The following is a 14,066-nucleotide window of genomic DNA, read 5'->3' on the forward strand; positions in this document are numbered from 1 at the left end:
TCGTCAGGCTGTCACGCGCCGTCGGGCACCCGCTCGAGGGTCTCGGGGGCGAGCAGCCAGGGGCCGACGGCGAGCAGGCTGACGACGGCCGTCGTCGCGAACGCCCAGCCGTAGCCCACCTGGTCGGCGACGACGCCGACGAGCACCGGCCCGAGGATCGCCCCGGCGTCCTGCGCCATCTGGAAGGTGCTCAGGACCGTGCCGCCGCTGCGCGTGGAGCCGATCAGGTCGGCCACGGTCGCCTGCTGCCCGGGGTTGACCAGCCCCGCCCCGACGCCCGAGACGGCCGACAGGAGGAAGAGCACGAGCAGGTCGTGGCTGAGACCGAGCAGGCCCAGGCCCGCCGCGGTCACCACCAGGCCGACGAGCACCAGGGGACGACGGCCCACGCTGTCGGCGACCCGGCCGGCGACCTGCAGGGTGACGGCCGTGCCGAGGGCGGCCAGCGCGAGCGCGACGCCGGCGACCCAGGTGTCGTCGTGCACGGCCACCGCGAACTGCGGCAGCACCGCCACCCGCACCCCGAAGTTGCACCACCCGTTGGCGAAGGCCGAGGCCAGGCAGGCGCGGTACGACGCCGTCCCGAGCGCCTCGCCGAGCCGCATCGGCGGCGCCGGTGGCCCGGTCGTCGTCGGACGCAGCTGCGCACCGGTCAGGCGGAGCGCGACGACCAGCGTCGCGGTCACCAGCGCGGCGGCGTACGCGATGAAGGGCAGCCGCAGCCCGAAGCCGGCGAGCGCGCCGCCCAGTACCGGGCCGAGCATGCCGCCGACCAGGAACGAGCTCGCGTAGGCGGACGACACGCGCCCGCGCATGGCCGGCGGGGCGAGGCGCACCAGCAGCGCCATGGCCGACACCGTGAACATCGTCGACCCGATGCCGCCCAGGCCGCGCAGGACCAGCAGCTGCCCGTAGGACTGGGCGAACGCCGTCGCCAGGGACGACGCCGCGACCAGCAGCAGCCCGGTCAGGTAGACCGGTCGCTCGCCGAGCCGCTGCACCAGCGCACCGCCGGCCGGCGCGAACACCAGGCGGAAGAAGGCGAAGATCGAGACCACGAACGACGCGGCCGCCACGCCGACGTCGAAGCTGCGGGCGTAGGCCGGCAGGACCGGGGAGACCAGGCCGAAGCCGATCGCGATGACGAAGGCCGCCGCGACCAGGACCCGCAGCTCGGCCGGGAACGGGGGGCGGTCCTCCGCGGGCACCACCGCCACGTCAGGCGAGGGCGTCGAGGACCTCGCGCACGGCCTGCAGCCCACGCTCGACCTCGTCGTACGACGTGGAGAGGGGCGAGAGGCCGAGCCGCAGGCCGTCCGGGTCGCGGTAGTCGGGGATCACGTCGCGGCGCCACAGCGCGGCGGTGGCCTCGCGCATCAGCGGGTGGTTGAGGGTGACGTGACCGCCGCGCCACGCAGCCTCGCGCGGGGAGGCGAGGACGGTGTCGGGCAGCAGCTCGGCGGCGACCGTGATCGCGTGCTCGGTCAGCCCGACCGACTTGGCGCGGACGGCGTCCATGCCGACCTCGTCGAGCAGCGCCAGCATGTCCTGGAGCGCGAGCATCCCGACGACCGGCGGGGTCCCCGACAGCATCCGCCGGATGCCGGCGGCGGGTGCATAGCTCGGGCCCATCAGGAACGGGTCGAGCGCCCCCATCCATCCCTGCACGGGCTGGGTCAGCGGTACGTCGCCGGTGAGGTGCCGCTCGGCGACGTACACGAACGCGGGCGCGCCCGGCCCGCCGTTGAGGTACTTGTAGGTGCAGCCGACCGCCAGGTCGACCTCCCACGCGTCGAGCTGCGTCGGCACCGACCCGACGGAGTGCGAGAGGTCCCACAGCACGAGGGCCCCGGCGTCGTGGGCGATCCGCGTCAGCGCCGGTACGTCGGCCAGCCAGGCCGAGCGGTAGGCCACGTGGCTCAGCACGACCAGCGCCGTCTGCTCCCCCACGGCCTCGGCCAGGAGCTCGGCGGTCACGCCCGCGCTCGTGTCGACGTCGACCCACCGCAGCGTCAGCCCGCACTCGCGGGCCACCCCGTCGGCGACGTAGCGGTCGGTCGGGAAGTTGTCGCGGTCGACCACGATCTCGGTGCGTCCCGGGCGCAGCGCGACCGCGGCCCGCATCGCCTTGTAGAGCAGCACCGTCGTCGAGTCGCCGACCACCGTCTGGCCGGGCGCCGCCCCCAGGCAGACCCGCCCGATCTCGTCGCCGACCACCTCGGGCAGCAGGAACCACGACTCGTCCCACCCGCGGATCAGCCGGGCGCCCCACTCCTGCTCGACGAACGTCCGCAGCCGCTCGCCCGTCGCCCTCAGGGGCCGGCCCAGCGAGTTGCCGTCGAGGTAGACCAGGTCGGAGTCGGTCCCGACGAAGCGGTCGCGGTAGGACCCGAGCGGGTCATGGGTGTCGAGGTCGGTCACGGCGGCGACGCTACCCGCCGACGTCGGGTGACCCGTCGCCCGTGGGCGACGGGTCAGCGTGGATCTCGCGGTGACCCGTCGTCCATGGGCGACGGGTCGGCGCACGCCTGGTAGACACTGCGGTCGTGGAGATCCGCCGCTACACCCTCGACGACCACCTGCCGTCCTACCGCCTGTCGATGGAGGCCTTCGGCTCCGGGCCGGGCGGTCCTCCGCCGGCACCGACCGTCCTCCCAGAGGGACGCGAGGTCTGGCTCGCGGTCGACGGCGACGACATCGCGGCGCGCGCCGCGGCACACTCCTACGAGTCGTGGTGGCACGGGCGCCGGGTGCCGACCTGCGGCATCGCGAGCGTCGCCGTCGCGCCCGAGCGGCGCGGCGAGGGCCTGCTGGTGCCGGTCTTCGAGGCGACCCTCGGCGCGGCCGCCGAGCGCGGCGAGGTGCTGTCGACGCTCTTCCCGACGGCCAACGGCATCTACCGTCCGCTCGGCTACGAGATCGTGTCCTCCTACGACACCGTCGTGCTCGCGACCGCCGACCTCGCGGCCGTCCGCCCGCCCGCCGACACCCGCACCCGCAGGGCCGGCGTGGGCGACGTACCCGCTCTCAAGCACGTGTACGACGAGTGGGCGGCCGCGCAGAACGGCCCGCTGACCCGCACCGGCCCCCGCTTCGCGACCACCGACCAGGAGCTGGTCGACGAGTTCACCGCCGTCTCCCTCGCCGTCGACACCGGGCCGGACGGGCAGGAGCGGGTCGTCGGCTACGCGCTGTGGGACCGGGGCGAGGGCTACGACCCCACCACCGCGACCCTCGAGGTGCACGACCTCGTCGCGGTGACCGCCGACGGCTACCGCGCGCTGTGGCGACTCCTCGGCACCCACACCTCCGTGGCCGGACGGGTGCGCCTCCACACGTCGGGCGAGGACCCCGCCCGACTCGTGCTCCCCACCGCCGCGTGGGACGTCGTCGCACGCCACCCCTACATGCTGCGCGTCAGCGACCCGGCCGCGGCCCTGAGCGGTCTCTCCTGGCCCGGCGGGGCCGTCGACGTCGTGCTCGCCGTGGCCGGCGACCGACTGCGGACCGCCGACGGGACCTACCGGCTCAGCCTCGGCGACGGGCCGTCGACGTGCGAGCGGGTCGACCCCGCGGGCGAGGCCCCCACGTTCACCACCCAGGGCCTCGCGCTGGTGTACGCCGGCGCCCAGTCGTGCGCGAACCTGCGGATGAGCGGCCACCTGAGCGGCCCCGCCACCCACGACGCCGTGCTCGACGCCCTCCTCGGCGGGCGACCGGTGCACGTGCGCGACTACTTCTGACCGTCCTGGGCGTGGTGCTCGGGAGGCCCGGTCACCGGCCGGGTCACTGGGCCCGGTCACTGGAAGGTGACGAAGCGGACCTTCGGCCGGATCTTGGCCACGTCGCGCGCCGACATCAGCGGCTGGTCCTCGTCGTAGAACAGCTTGAACCCCATCGTGAAGGCGCGGGGGCGGGCGACGGCCCGATAGGTCGCGAGCTTCTCTCGTGGCGTGCCGAAGCCGTCGACGTGCTGGACCATCGCCAAACCCGGTCGCGCAACCACCCGGCTCACGCTGCGGATCATCGCGGCCCGGAACTGGTGCAGCACGAAGACCTTCTCGGGCAGGTCCTGGCGGCGGGTCAGGTCGGACAGCCAGCGCGACACCGCGTTGACCTCGGCCGCGCTGGTCGAGCCGATCACGCTGCCGGGCACCTCGCCGGGCGCCATCCGCCACTCGGGGTCGAGCGCCAGGCCGACGTGCGGCTCGCGCAGCGCCCACTCCCACCGCTTGACGACGTCGAGGAACCGGGCCCTCCCGGGCTGGATGTCGAGCACGAGCAGCGCGTGGTGGCGGCGCGCGGCCTCGACGTACTCCTCGACGACCGCACGGGGGATGTCGTGGCTGTAGGTGCCGTCCGGGCCCGGTGAGCGGTCGGCGACGGTGACGATGAGCTCGTAGACCAGCTGCACCGTGCCGAGCGCCCGGAACGGCCGGGCCGCCTTCTGCAGCCGCCGGTGCATGGCCTCGGGACCGTCCTCCCCCAGCACCCCGAGCGAGCCGGTGCTGCCGGTGCCGTAGTAGGCGACGAGCACGCGCCCCTTGCCGAAGACGTGGCCGTCAGCCGCGTGGGTGCGCGGCACCTCCGGCTCCTGCGTGGCACCGCTCGATGTCGGCCCCGCGCTCGGCTCCGCGCTCGGCTCCGAGGTCGCCGAGGTCGACGGGGGGCTGCCGGCGCTGCCCGGCTCGCCGGCCGGGGCCGCCTCGCGGGCGCGCCCAGCCGGCTCGTCGTCCCCGACGAGGCGCACGAGCCCGACCACGACGAGCAGCAGGACGAGCGCGGCGAGCGCAAGGGTCAGGCCCCGCGGGCGCGGGGCGCGGACGGTGGCCGTCACGAGGTCAGGAGGTGACGGCGCCGTGCGCCGCGGAGGTGACCGTGCGGGCGTACTTGCCGAGGACGCCGCGGGTGTACTTCGGCGGCAGCGGCTCCCACCCGACGCGGCGGGCCTCGAGGTCGTCGGGGCCGGCGAACTCCACCTCGAGGGTCTTGTTGAGCACGTCGAGGGTGATCGGGTCGCCGTCACGCACGAAGGCGATCGGGCCGCCGTCGGCGGCCTCGGGGGCGACGTGGCCGACGCACAGGCCGGTGGTGCCGCCGGAGAACCGGCCGTCGGTGAGCAGCAGCACGTCCTTGCCGAGGCCGGCGCCCTTGATGGCACCGGTGATCGCGAGCATCTCGCGCATGCCCGGACCGCCCTTGGGGCCCTCGTAGCGGATGACCACGACGTCGCCGGCGACGATCTTGCCCTCGGTGAGGGCGTCCATCGCGGCCCGCTCGCCGTCGAAGACCCGGGCGGTGCCGGAGAAGACCGACTCGTCGAACCCGGCCGACTTCACGACCGCGCCCTCGGGGGCCAGCGAGCCCTTGAGGATGGTCAGGCCGCCGCTGGCGTGGATCGGTCGGTCGAGGGAGCGCAGCACGTCGTCGTCGAGCGGCGGCGGGGCGAGGGCCTCGAGGTTCTCGGCCATCGTGCGGCCGGTCACGGTGAGGCAGTCGCCGTTCATCAGGCCCGCGTCGAGCAGGGCCTTCATCACCACGGGGATGCCGCCGATCTTGTCGACGTCGTTCATGACGTAGCGGCCGAAGGGCTTGAGGTCGGCCAGGTGGGGCACCTTGTCGCCGACCCGGTTGAAGTCGTCGAGGGTCAGGTCGACCTCGGCCTCGCGGGCCATCGCCAGCAGGTGGAGCACGGCGTTGGTGGAGCCACCGAGGGCCATCACGACGGTGATGGCGTTCTCGAACGCCGGCTTGGTCATGATCTGGCGGGCGGTGATGCCCTGACGGAGCAGGTTGACCACGGCCTCGCCGGAGCGGTGGGCGAACCCGTCGCGCCGGCGGTCGACGGCCGGCGGGGCTGCGCTGCCCGGCAGCGACATGCCGATCGCCTCGGCGACGGCGGCCATCGTGTTGGCGGTGTACATGCCGCCGCAGGCGCCCTCGCCCGGACAGATCGCGCGCTCGATGCGGTCGACCTCGTCGCGGGTGATCTTGCCCGCCAGGCACGCACCAACGGCCTCGAAGGCGTCGATGATGGTGACGTCCTTGCCGTCGACGCTGCCGGGCATCGTCGAGCCGGCGTAGAGGAACACCGAGCTCAGGTCGAGGCGGGCGGCGGCCATCATCATGCCGGGCAGTGACTTGTCGCAGCCGGCGAGCAGCACCGAGCCGTCGAGCCGCTCGGCCATCATCACGGTCTCGACGGAGTCGGCGATGACCTCGCGCGAGACCAGCGAGAAGTGCATCCCCTCGTGGCCCATCGAGATGCCGTCGGACACCGAGATCGTGCCGAACTCGAGCGGGTAGCCACCGGCCGCGTGCACGCCGTTCTTGACGGCCTTGGCGAGCCGGTCGAGGGACAGGTTGCAGGGGGTGATCTCGTTCCACGACGACGCCACCCCGATCTGCGGCTTGACCCAGTCGTCGTCGCCCATGCCGACGGCCCGGAGCATGCCGCGCGCCGCGGCCTTCTCGAGCCCGTCGGTGACGTCGCGGGAGCGGGGCTTGATGTCGGGCTGGTCACTCATGGTTCGAGGATAGGTCCGAGCAGTCGCCGGCCACCGCCGGTCCCAGACGTTGGGGACACCTGGCCCTCCGCGCGCCCCCTCGGGCACGAGACCGTCCACGCGTGCGGGCCGGTGGGACATGCCGGCGGGGGCTCACGGTGACCCGTCGCCCGTTGCGGACGGGTCAGCGCGGATTCCGCGGTGACCCGTCGCCCGTTGCGGACGGGTCAGCGCGGGCGGGCTGGGGGCTAGGGCGTGTCTCTCGATCAGGGGTGGATGCCAGCGACGTCCAGGTCGTGCGATGACGGTGTCCGCAGGTGCGACGGCATACTCGCCGTATTTCGAGCAGCTGCGGTGCCGTCAGCGTGCGGCCTGGGCGGCGTCTGGCGCCGCCCAGGATCGAGAGACACGCCCTAGGCCTCGGCGGCGGCCTTCAGCTGGGCCAGTCCGCGCTCGAAGTCCTTGCCGACGAGCCGGTCCATCGTCACGACCTTGCCCAGGACGCCCATCACGCCGGTCTGCTCCCCGGACATCGCCCAGGTGACGTCGGTGCCGGTGCCGTTGGAGGCGAGCAGGAAGGAGACCTCGCTGGTGGAGCGGAACGGCTTGACGAACACGATCATCAGGTCGACGCGCTCGGGCGTGGAGCCGGTGATCTCCATCGACCCGCGACCGGCCTTGCGGTTGCCCGACCACGCGTAGTGGGCGCCGACACCGGAGTCGGCGCCGCTGTAGACGCGCTCCAGCGCGGGGTCGACGCCCTCCCAGGGCGACCAGGCGGGCCATTCGTGAAGATCGTTGACGAGGCGGTGCACCAGCGCCGGGTCGGCGGCGATGGAGGCGGACCGGCTCACGCGGTAGTTCCCCATCCGGGCATCGTGACACATTCGTGACCTTCGGTGGAGGGCAGCGGGGACGTCGCTACGGTGACCCGGTGCCACGCCCCTCCCCGATCGTCCTGGTGCTGATCGGGATCGCGTCGGTCCAGCTCGGCGCAGGGGTTGCCAAGTCGCTGTTCGACGAGGTGTCGCCCTCCGCGTTGGTCTTCCTGCGGCTGGCGACCAGCTCGCTGGTCCTGCTGGTCTGGGCGCGACCGCGGCTGCGCGGCCGCTCCCGCACCGACCTGCTGGTCCTGCTGGGGTTCGGGGCGAGCCTGGGCCTGATGAACCTGGCGATCTACGAGTCCTTCTCGCGGATCCCGCTGGGCATCGCGGTCACCCTCGAGTTCGTCGGTCCGCTGACGCTCGCGGTCGTCGGCTCGCGGCGCGCCCGCGACCTGGCCTGGGTGGGGCTCGCCGCCGTCGGGGTCGCCCTGCTGGGAGCCGAGCGGGCCGACCTCGACCTGCTGGGGTTGCTGTTCGCGCTGCTCGCGGGGGCGTGCTGGGCGGCGTACATCCTGCTGTCGGGCGCAACCGGGCGTCGCTTCGCGGGGATCGAGGGGCTGGCCCTGGCCAGTGTCGTGGCGATGCTGCTCGTGTCGCCGTTCCTGCTCCTCGACGGTGCCACCGACGGCATGCTCGACAGCCGGGTGCTGCTGCTCGGCGCGGCCGTGGGCGTGCTGTCGTCGGTGGTGCCCTACACCTGCGAGCTGGTGGCGCTGCGCACGCTGCGCCCGGCCACGTTCGGGATCCTGATGTCGCTCGAGCCGGCCGCGGCCGCGCTGGCCGGCATCCTGGTGCTGAGCGAGACCTTGAGCGGGCTGCAGTGGCTGGCCATCGCGTGTGTCGTCGCGGCCAGCATCGGCGCGACGCGGCAGGGTGTCGTCACCGATCCGGTGCCGGACTGAGCCCGCTCGGGCTCGAATACATGAACGCGTTCACCTGGTCGTCACGCGCAGGTGATGACCGGGTGTGCCCCGCGGCGTACGGTCTGACCATGGTCGACTCGCGTCTCGTGGCACGCCCCCTGCGGGGTCTCGCGCGGCGCGTCCAGGACTGGTCGGTCGCCTCGCAGCAGCAGGCCCGTCGCAACGCGATGGTGGCCACCACCGCGTGCGCCCAGCGGCGCATCGAGCGCCAGGACGTCGACGACTACCTCGACGCCCGGGCCGTCCCGACTGTTCCGGCCATCCCGGCCGCTCCCGAGGAGCCCACCCGCCCGACCGCCGGTCGCGCGTCCCACGCCTGAGGGCCCGGGCGGCCGCCGTACGGCAGAATCGGCGCATGCCGACCTCCGCCGCGCGCGCCGTCGCCACCCGCTCGCCGGCCTTCCGCGACATCCTGTCCGATGACGGGACCCACCTACGGGCGTGGACCAACGACCCCGACGGCCGCATCGACGGTCCGACGGTCGTGCTCTGCAACGGCCTCGGCACCAACGCCTGGTGCTGGCCGGCGCTGCTCTCGCCCGACTGCGGCGTGCGGATCGTGTCGTGGAACCACCGTGGCGTCGGCGGGTCGGAGCGGCCGGTCGACCCGAGCCACGTCGAGATCGAGCACTTCGTCCAGGACGGCCTGTCGGTCATGGACCACTTCGGCATCGACCGGGCCGTGCTGATGGGCTGGTCGATGGGGGTCAACACGATGTTCGAGCTCGCCGTGCGCCAGCCCGAGCGGGTGGCCGGCCTGTTCGCGGTCGCGGGCGTGCCGGGCGACACCTTCGCGACCATGCTCGGCCCGCTGCACGTGCCGCACGCCGTCGCCCGGGCGATCACCGTCAACCTGTCGCGGGCGATGACGGTGGCCGGCAGGGCGCTCAGCCCGGTCGCCCGCCGGCTGCCGATCGGGTCGCGGACGATCGCGGTGCTCTCCCACTCCGGGTTCATGCTGCCGGTGCGCGACCCCGCGCTGGCGGCCGTCGGGGTCAAGGAGTTCCTCACGACCCCCCTCGACTGGTACTTCCACCTCGCGCTCAGCACGTCACGGCATGCCCGGGTCTCCCTGTCGTCGATCTCCGTGCCGGCCGTGTTCGTCGCCGCGACGTACGACGTGCTCGCCGGCGCCCGCGACATGGCCACGGCCGCGGCGCGGATGAGCGACGCCGAGTACGTCGAGCTGCGCGGCTCGCACTTCCTGCCGATGGAGAAGCCCGAGGTCGTTCACCGGTTGCTGCTCGAGTTCCTCGACAGGGTTGGCTGAGCCGTCTGCCCGGTGGTCGGGCCGACCTTCGGCTGCGGTGGTCTCGACGCGGCCTTCGCGGCCTCGTTCCTCGGCCGCGAGCCTTGCTCAACCCTCGTTCGCGACGCTGAGAGCTCGTTCCTCGCTCTCAGCTGCTCTCTCGCTCCTCCTGGTTGCGGATCACGCAGAGCTGGTTGCCCTCGGGGTCGGCCAGGGTGACCCAGCCGGTTCCGGGGCCGTGGATGCCGCGGTGGTCGGCGACGACCGTCGCGCCGTGCTCGACGAGCCGGGCCACCTCGGCCTCGCGGGTGCCCTCGCGTGCCGCGACGTCGAAGTGGATCCGCTTGTCGGGCAGGTCGGCGTCGGGCACCTCGATGAACAGCAGCTGGTGGCCGGTCGCGGGGTCGCGGATCATGCACTCCTCGTGGCCGGGCTCGTTGGGGTCGCCCTCGATGTCGACGTACCCGAGCACGGGCTTCCACCACTCCGAGAGCGCGTAGGCGTCGTGGCAGTCGATGGTGGTGTGGGAGATGAAGGACGTCATGACCCGACCCTGACACCGTGCTCGCCGAGTCGCGACTCCAATGTGGCGAGTCCCTCGGTGAAGTCCCAGTGGACCGCGGCCAGCCCCGCCGAGCGGGCGGTCTCGACGTTCTCGAGCCGGTCGTCGACGAAGACGACCTCCTCGGGCACGGTGCCGATCATCGTCAGCGCCCGCTCGAAGTAGACCGGCTCGGTCTTCACCGCGCCGAGCTCCCAGGAGTAGCAGGAGACATCGAAGAGCTCGTCGTAGCCGAGCGCGGTCCGCATGTACGCCGCCCGGTGCTGCTCCTGGTTGGTGCCGAGGTGGACGCCGTACCCGGCCGCGCGCAGGCGGTGGACCAGCTCGATCGACGACGGCACGAGCTCGATCGAGGTCCACACGGAGGCGAACAGCTCCCCCACCTCGACGTCGACGTCATAGGCCGCGAGGTGGGCGGTGAGGTGGTCGAAGAAGTCGCCCTCACCGCGCAGGCACGGCACCTCGTCGATCCACGACTGCTCGATGAACTCCTCGGCCCGGTCGCCGAGCCACGGACGGAGCCGCTCGAACCAGCCGCCCGGCAGGTCCTGGAGCACGCCGTCGGCATCGAGGAGGACGTGTCGGACGCTCACGCCGCTCACCGGACGTCGTTGTCGGAGATCCAGGCGAGGATCCGGTCGGCGAGCTCGGGACGGCAGACGACGAGGTCGGGCAGGTAGACGTCGTCCTGGTTGTAGCGCAGGGGGGTGCCGTCGATGCGGCTGGTGAACAGGCCGGCGGCCCGGGCGACGGCGACGGGAGCGGCGCTGTCCCACTCGTACTGCCCGCCCGCGTGGACGTAGGCGTCGGTGACGTCGCGCGCCACCGACAGCACCTTGACCCCCGCCGACCCCATCGCCACCAGCTGCGCGTCGAGCTCGCGGGCGAGCCCGTGCACGAACTGCGGCGGGCGGCTGCGCGACACCGCGATCCGCACGCTCTCGCTCGTGCTGAGGGGTACGACGGGGGGCGCGCCCGTCGTGAAGGTCTCCCCCAGCGCCGGCTGCGCGACCGCCCCGGCGACCAGGTCACCCTCTCCACCAGCACCAGCACCAGCACCGGCACCGGCACCGCGCTCCCAGAGCGCGACGTGGACGGCCCAGTCCTCGCGCGGCGGCTCGGAGAACTCACGGGTGCCGTCGAGGGGGTCGATGATCCACACCCGCTGCGAGGTCAGCCGGACCTTGTCGTCCTTGCCCTCCTCGGACAGCACGGCGTCGTGCGGTCGGTGCTCGGCCAGCAGCGCCACGAGAAGCTCGTGGGCGGCGGCGTCGCCGGCGTCCTTGAGCTCCCGGTCGACCAGCCCCTCCTCGCGCACCTCGAGCAGACGGCGTCCGGCCTCCTCGGCCAGCCAGGCGGCCAGGACATGGTCGTCGGTGGCGGCGGACGCGGGCGGCTGGGACGGCTCGTGGGTCACCCGAGCCACCCTAGTGAGGGCCTAGGCCGCGAGGGCCGGGTCCCACCACCGGCGCAGGTCCCGGGAGAACAGTGCCAGGCACAGGGCCCCGCCCGCCGCGAACACCACGATGCCCCAGCCGACGTCGTACCCGGTGTAGTCGTCGCTGCCCAGACCGATCAGGGTGAACACCCCCGCCACCGCCGTACCGATCAGCATGAGGGTCAGGGCGATCCCGAGCAGGCGCACGGTCCGGTCGGACGTCGAGCCCGCCGCGATGGCGAGCAGCAGCCACACCACGACGAGCGTGACGACCATCAGGCCGAGGAACCCGATCCCGACCGCGATGGTGAACCCGTCGGTGTCGCCCTCGTCGTTGCGGTAGCCGATCGCGTGGAACCCCGTCGTGAGCAACCGAGGCGTCACCTCCTGCTCGTCGGATCCGTTCCGGGCGGTGATGTAGTCGAGGAGCGACCCCACGACCAGCAGCAGGCAGGCCGCCCAGCAGGTCACCTGGACCACCAGGTGCTCGAGCCGTTCGACACGGAACCGCAGGGCTCGCAGGTCGTGGTCCTCGGTCATGGGGTTCTCCTCGGTCGTACGCCGCCCGGTGGAGGTCGGTCGGTCGCGCCACTGTGTCCCACGACCCGCGTGCAGACCAGCCGACGCGCACGGTCGTGCGGACGCTCGCTCGGGAACCACCGCGGCCACCCGGCCGTCGGAAACCCCATGACCGCATCGACGACCCGACTCCTGACCACCGTCGTGCTGGCCCCTCTCGCCGCGCTCGGCGTGGTGGGCTGCCGGTCGGACGACAGCGGGACCGAAGGGCCCGGTCCGGGCGGGACGTTGACGATCGTCAGCTCGGACTGGAACGGGTGGGATCCCGAGCACACACCGACACCGCGGACCACGACGCTGCCGGCCTCCGTCGGCTCCAGCGTCACCGTGGACAGCATCGGCGAGACGCTCACGTTCGAGGTCGCCCGCGTCGGCGGCGGCGAGGTCGCGGTGTCGAGCAGCCGCGAGCTCGCGCCGGAGGGAGAGACGGGCGGCAGCAACCTCAACGACCTGGTCGACGAGTTCACCGTCGAGCGGGGTGCGGAGACCGTGCTCGACACGCCGACGCTGGACGGGGGTTACTCCTACACGTTCACGCTGAGCTGACCCGGCGCCGCTGCGGACGACGAGCACGCTGGTCGTCACTACGATCCGAACGTGACCCCAGGCGCCGACCTACCACCGGGCGTGACCCTGGCGTCGGACGTCAGCAGTGCCGCCCGGCTCGCGTCGAGGCTGGACGCCGCCTGGGTCCGAAGAGACCCACGAAACCAGCAGCCGTCAGTGAGCACCGTGGTGCCCACAGGCTATGGGGCGTACGTGGAGGTGTCGCTCCGTCGTGGTCGAGATGCCCCACGTCTGGTCCACGACGTCCTGGCCACGCACGCCACTGACGGGGAGCGTTGCTACTCCGCGGTCTGGGACGGGTGGCCGTGTGCTGCAGGGTCGGTCGACAAGAGCTCGGCACGATGACGGTCGAAGAATCGGGTCACTAGATGACACGGACCTTCGAGCTCGGTAGTCACCCGTGCCGTCCATCTCCGCTGCCCCACGGGACGGTCATGCCGAGTCGCGGGCAGGCCAGCCGCCCTTACGCTTGTGCCGTGTTCGTTGCCGGGGTGCTGCTGTCCGAACCGGTAGCGGCATTGCTGCGGCGCGCCATGAGCGATCACTCCGCGCAGCAGGAGCTGGGGGCGTACGAAGCCCGGGCTGACCGCGACTTGTACGGCTGGTCGGTCGACCATGAGCTGGTGTCCGTCGCCGGAATCTCGAACGACCGACCTGATGCCGAACTCCTGCACCTGGCAACCTCCTTGGAACACGAGCGCCATGGACACGCGGGCGCGCTGCTTCACGCCGCGTTCACCGAGTTGGCGCTGCGCCAGCTCGTAGCCGAGACCGACGGCGACGCCGTCGACTTCTACCGGATCACTGGATTCGAGATCGCGAGTGTCGCCTCTGCCTGGCCGGGGTCGCGGTACCGATGCACACTCAGGCGATAGTGCCCGTTGGTGCTGCCTGAGGGCGCGCGAGCCGCCGAGGATCGGGGTACCGCGGATCGGGGTACGTCGTCGCCTGGCGTCAGAACGCCGGGGCGATCCGGCCACGACGCGACAAGGAGAGAGCCGCCGAGAAGGGCTGGCCACATGGACCGGCTCGGGTCGGCGCTGAGGCTTCGTAGGAGCATCGTGGGGTCCGGTCTGCCAGGAGGGCGCCCCTCCCGCCGCACGAGCACGAGCAACCGATCGGCATGTCTTGCGCTTTTAATCGAACACCTGTACTATGGTTGGACTGCACGCGATCAGCTCCCTCTCGGTCCCGGACACTTCGGCGGGTGCGTGCCCCGTCCTCAGCCCCCTGGGCTCGCCGGTCCCCGAGCAGTCCCTCTTGCAGAGGTCCCGGTGGTCCCACTCCCCGGGCAGCACCCGCCGACCCCCGTCTCGGGGTCCCTGCTGCCTGGAGTCGTCCCGTGTCGTTCTCGTCGT

15 protein-coding genes are annotated in these 14,066 nt (G+C 72.6%); 6 read left to right on the forward strand and 9 right to left on the reverse strand.

All coding sequences use genetic code 11. The features are described 5' to 3' along the window. Nucleotides 1–11: 11 nt before the first annotated feature. Both FJQ56_RS15305 and FJQ56_RS15310 read right to left on the reverse strand, forming a co-directional pair. Nucleotides 12–1,208: an MFS transporter gene (locus tag FJQ56_RS15305; RefSeq protein ID WP_211351048.1), complete on the reverse strand. Its 1,197-nt coding sequence runs from the start codon at nt 1,206–1,208 to the stop codon at nt 12–14. 10 nt (nt 1,209–1,218) lie between these two features. Continuing rightward, nucleotides 1,219–2,421 carry a kynureninase gene (locus tag FJQ56_RS15310; protein WP_211351050.1) on the reverse strand — a complete coding sequence of 401 codons (1,203 nt, stop codon included), beginning with the start codon at nt 2,419–2,421 and terminating at the stop codon, nt 1,219–1,221. 125 nt (nt 2,422–2,546) lie between these two features. Between FJQ56_RS15310 and FJQ56_RS15315 the strand changes: the two genes are divergently transcribed. Beyond that, nucleotides 2,547–3,743, forward strand: a complete 1,197-nt coding sequence (locus FJQ56_RS15315) for a GNAT family N-acetyltransferase (protein WP_140010400.1) — start codon at nt 2,547–2,549, stop codon at nt 3,741–3,743. A gap of 56 nt (nt 3,744–3,799) precedes the next feature. Here FJQ56_RS15315 and FJQ56_RS15320 read toward each other — a convergent pair whose 3' ends face one another. From FJQ56_RS15320 to FJQ56_RS15330, 3 genes are all read right to left on the reverse strand, one after another. Then, nucleotides 3,800–4,837, reverse strand: a complete 1,038-nt coding sequence (locus FJQ56_RS15320; RefSeq protein ID WP_140010401.1) for a hypothetical protein — start codon at nt 4,835–4,837, stop codon at nt 3,800–3,802. A gap of 4 nt (nt 4,838–4,841) precedes the next feature. Continuing rightward, on the reverse strand, nt 4,842–6,527 hold the full coding sequence (ilvD, locus tag FJQ56_RS15325; RefSeq protein WP_140010402.1) for a dihydroxy-acid dehydratase: 1,686 nt from the start codon (nt 6,525–6,527) through the stop codon (nt 4,842–4,844). 392 nt (nt 6,528–6,919) lie between these two features. Further along, nucleotides 6,920–7,375, reverse strand: coding sequence for an SRPBCC family protein (locus FJQ56_RS15330; RefSeq protein WP_140010403.1), 456 nt, complete (start codon nt 7,373–7,375; stop codon nt 6,920–6,922). 65 nt (nt 7,376–7,440) lie between these two features. Here FJQ56_RS15330 and FJQ56_RS15335 point away from each other — a divergent pair, with 65 nt between their 5' ends. The 3 genes from FJQ56_RS15335 to FJQ56_RS15345 all read left to right on the forward strand — a co-directional run bounded on the left by FJQ56_RS15335 (nt 7,441) and on the right by FJQ56_RS15345 (nt 9,583). Next, a complete protein-coding gene (locus tag FJQ56_RS15335; RefSeq protein ID WP_246084177.1) occupies nt 7,441–8,292 on the forward strand; it encodes an EamA family transporter in 852 nt (283 codons plus the stop codon). Nucleotides 8,293–8,381: 89 nt separating this feature from the next. Further along, nucleotides 8,382–8,633: a hypothetical protein gene (locus FJQ56_RS15340; RefSeq protein WP_140010404.1), complete on the forward strand. Its 252-nt coding sequence runs from the start codon at nt 8,382–8,384 to the stop codon at nt 8,631–8,633. A gap of 35 nt (nt 8,634–8,668) precedes the next feature. Continuing rightward, complete coding sequence (locus FJQ56_RS15345) at nt 8,669–9,583, forward strand: alpha/beta fold hydrolase (protein ID WP_140010405.1); 915 nt, start codon at nt 8,669–8,671, stop codon at nt 9,581–9,583. Between the two features lie 127 nt (nt 9,584–9,710). Here the strand turns inward: FJQ56_RS15345 and FJQ56_RS15350 are convergent, their stop codons facing one another. Genes FJQ56_RS15350 through FJQ56_RS15365 form a run of 4 tightly spaced genes read right to left on the reverse strand, consistent with a single transcriptional unit; the run spans nt 9,711 to nt 12,102 of the window. Beyond that, nucleotides 9,711–10,106, reverse strand: coding sequence for a VOC family protein (locus FJQ56_RS15350; RefSeq protein ID WP_140010406.1), 396 nt, complete (start codon nt 10,104–10,106; stop codon nt 9,711–9,713). Next, entirely contained in the window at nt 10,103–10,717 is a 615-nt protein-coding gene (locus tag FJQ56_RS15355) for an HAD family hydrolase (protein ID WP_140010407.1), read from the reverse strand. Before FJQ56_RS15355 ends, FJQ56_RS15350 begins: the two co-directional genes overlap by 4 nt. A 5-nt stretch (nt 10,718–10,722) precedes the next feature. Beyond that, nucleotides 10,723–11,541 (reverse strand): 3'(2'),5'-bisphosphate nucleotidase CysQ, encoded by an 819-nt coding sequence (locus FJQ56_RS15360; RefSeq protein WP_140010408.1) that lies wholly within the window; start codon nt 11,539–11,541, stop codon nt 10,723–10,725. A 21-nt stretch (nt 11,542–11,562) separates the two neighbouring features. Next, the gene (locus FJQ56_RS15365) at nt 11,563–12,102 is read right to left on the reverse strand and encodes a hypothetical protein (protein WP_140010409.1); all 540 of its coding nucleotides are present in this window, start codon (nt 12,100–12,102) and stop codon (nt 11,563–11,565) included. Nucleotides 12,103–12,249: 147 nt separating this feature from the next. Here FJQ56_RS15365 and FJQ56_RS15370 point away from each other — a divergent pair, with 147 nt between their 5' ends. Beyond that, a complete protein-coding gene (locus FJQ56_RS15370) occupies nt 12,250–12,687 on the forward strand; it encodes a hypothetical protein (RefSeq protein WP_140010410.1) in 438 nt (145 codons plus the stop codon). A gap of 497 nt (nt 12,688–13,184) precedes the next feature. Then, nucleotides 13,185–13,583 carry a GNAT family N-acetyltransferase gene (locus FJQ56_RS15375; RefSeq protein ID WP_170215424.1) on the forward strand — a complete coding sequence of 133 codons (399 nt, stop codon included), beginning with the start codon at nt 13,185–13,187 and terminating at the stop codon, nt 13,581–13,583. Nucleotides 13,584–14,066 lie beyond the last annotated feature (483 nt).

Origin of the sequence: Nocardioides plantarum, from assembly GCF_006346395.1 — a bacterium.
Classification (GTDB): Bacteria; Actinomycetota; Actinomycetes; order Propionibacteriales; family Nocardioidaceae; genus Nocardioides; species Nocardioides plantarum.